Source organism: Serratia sp. CY82433 (genome assembly GCF_052166535.1).
Lineage (GTDB): Bacteria > Pseudomonadota > Gammaproteobacteria > Enterobacterales > Enterobacteriaceae > Serratia > Serratia sarumanii.
On the sequence record NZ_JBJNOR010000012.1, the window covers coordinates 1 to 2,902 of the forward strand.

Here is a 2,902-nt window from a genome sequence, read left to right on the forward strand (position 1 = left end):
AACCGGCGATACCCGAATGGGGAAACCCAGTGTGTTTCGACACACTATCATGTCATGAATACATAGTGGCATGAGGCGAACCGGGGGAACTGAAACATCTAAGTACCCCGAGGAAAAGAAATCAACCGAGATTCCCCCAGTAGCGGCGAGCGAACGGGGAGGAGCCCAGAACCTGAATCGGCTTGTGTGTTAGTGGAAGCGTCTGGAAAGTCGCGCAGCAAAGGGTGATAGCCCCGTACACTAAAATGCACAGGTCGTGAGTTCGATGAGTAGGGCGGGACACGTGACATCCTGTCTGAATATGGGGGGACCATCCTCCAAGGCTAAATACTCCTGACTGACCGATAGTGAACCAGTACCGTGAGGGAAAGGCGAAAAGAACCCCGGCGAGGGGAGTGAAATAGAACCTGAAACCGTGTACGTACAAGCAGTGGGAGCACCTTCGTGGTGTGACTGCGTACCTTTTGTATAATGGGTCAGCGACTTATATTTTGTAGCAAGGTTAACCGTATAGGGGAGCCGTAGGGAAACCGAGTCTTAACTGGGCGATTAGTTGCAAGGTATAGACCCGAAACCCGGTGATCTAGCCATGGGCAGGTTGAAGGTTGGGTAACACTAACTGGAGGACCGAACCGACTAATGTTGAAAAATTAGCGGATGACTTGTGGCTGGGGGTGAAAGGCCAATCAAACCGGGAGATAGCTGGTTCTCCCCGAAAGCTATTTAGGTAGCGCCTCGTGAACTCATCTTCGGGGGTAGAGCACTGTTTCGGCTAGGGGGCCATCCCGGCTTACCAAACCGATGCAAACTCCGAATACCGAAGAATGTTATCACGGGAGACACACGGCGGGTGCTAACGTCCGTCGTGAAGAGGGAAACAACCCAGACCGCCAGCTAAGGTCCCAAAGTCATGGTTAAGTGGGAAACGATGTGGGAAGGCACAGACAGCCAGGATGTTGGCTTAGAAGCAGCCATCATTTAAAGAAAGCGTAATAGCTCACTGGTCGAGTCGGCCTGCGCGGAAGATGTAACGGGGCTAAACCATGCACCGAAGCTGCGGCAGCGACGCTTAGGCGTTGTTGGGTAGGGGAGCGTTCTGTAAGCCGTTGAAGGTGGCCTGTGAGGGTTGCTGGAGGTATCAGAAGTGCGAATGCTGACATAAGTAACGATAAAGCGGGTGAAAAGCCCGCTCGCCGGAAGACCAAGGGTTCCTGTCCAACGTTAATCGGGGCAGGGTGAGTCGACCCCTAAGGCGAGGCTGAAAAGCGTAGTCGATGGGAAACAGGTTAATATTCCTGTACTTGGTGTTACTGCGAAGGGGGGACGGAGAAGGCTAGGCTAGCCGGGCGACGGTTGTCCCGGTTTAAGCGTGTAGGGGGTGTGACCTGGTAAATCCGGTTGCATACTAACCCTGAGGCGTGATGACGATGCACTACGGTGCAGAAGTAGTTGATGCCCTGCTTCCAGGAAAATCCTCTAAGCTCCAGGTAACATTAAATCGTACCCCAAACCGACACAGGTGGTCAGGTAGAGAATACCAAGGCGCTTGAGAGAACTCGGGTGAAGGAACTAGGCAAAATGGTGCCGTAACTTCGGGAGAAGGCACGCTGGCATGTAGGTGAAGTCCCTCGCGGATGGAGCTGAAGCCAGTCGAAGATACCAGCTGGCTGCAACTGTTTAATAAAAACACAGCACTGTGCAAACACGAAAGTGGACGTATACGGTGTGACGCCTGCCCGGTGCTGGAAGGTTAATTGATGGGGTCAGCCGCAAGGCGAAGCTCTTGATCGAAGCCCCAGTAAACGGCGGCCGTAACTATAACGGTCCTAAGGTAGCGAAATTCCTTGTCGGGTAAGTTCCGACCTGCACGAATGGCGTAATGATGGCCAGGCTGTCTCCACCCGAGACTCAGTGAAATTGAACTCGCTGTGAAGATGCAGTGTACCCGCGGCAAGACGGAAAGACCCCGTGAACCTTTACTATAGCTTGACACTGAACATTGAGCCTTGATGTGTAGGATAGGTGGGAGGCTTTGAAGCGTGGACGCCAGTCTGCGTGGAGCCATCCTTGAAATACCACCCTTTAATGTTTGATGTTCTAACTCGGCCCCGTGATCCGGGGTGAGGACAGTGTCTGGTGGGTAGTTTGACTGGGGCGGTCTCCTCCCAAAGAGTAACGGAGGAGCACGAAGGTTAGCTAATCACGGTCGGACATCGTGAGGTTAGTGCAAAGGCATAAGCTAGCTTGACTGCGAGAGTGACGGCTCGAGCAGGTACGAAAGTAGGTCTTAGTGATCCGGTGGTTCTGAATGGAAGGGCCATCGCTCAACGGATAAAAGGTACTCCGGGGATAACAGGCTGATACCGCCCAAGAGTTCATATCGACGGCGGTGTTTGGCACCTCGATGTCGGCTCATCACATCCTGGGGCTGAAGTAGGTCCCAAGGGTATGGCTGTTCGCCATTTAAAGTGGTACGCGAGCTGGGTTTAGAACGTCGTGAGACAGTTCGGTCCCTATCTGCCGTGGGCGTTGGAAGATTGAGAGGGGTTGCTCCTAGTACGAGAGGACCGGAGTGAACGCACCACTGGTGTTCGGGTTGTCATGCCAATGGCATTGCCCGGTAGCTAAGTGCGGAAAAGATAAGCGCTGAAAGCATCTAAGCGCGAAACTTGCCTCAAGATGAGTCTTCCCTGGGCCTTTAAGGCCCCTGAAGGAACGTTTAAGACTAAGACGTTGATAGGCTGGGTGTGTAAGTGCAGCGATGCATTGAGCTAACCAGTACTAATGATCCGTGAGGCTTAACCTTACAACACCGAAGGTGTTTTAGAGACGAAGATATTTTCAGCGAAGTTCCGAGATTGGTTCTGATGGCGACACGAGAGTGAAGCGGTTGGAATGAAAC

At 52.8% G+C, this 2,902-nt stretch carries 1 rRNA gene; it reads left to right on the plus strand.

The features are described from left to right. Nucleotides 1-2,806: ribosomal RNA gene (locus ACJ8PI_RS24395) — 23S ribosomal RNA — on the plus strand; the annotation flags it as partial. Nucleotides 2,807-2,902: the final 96 nt, after the last annotated feature.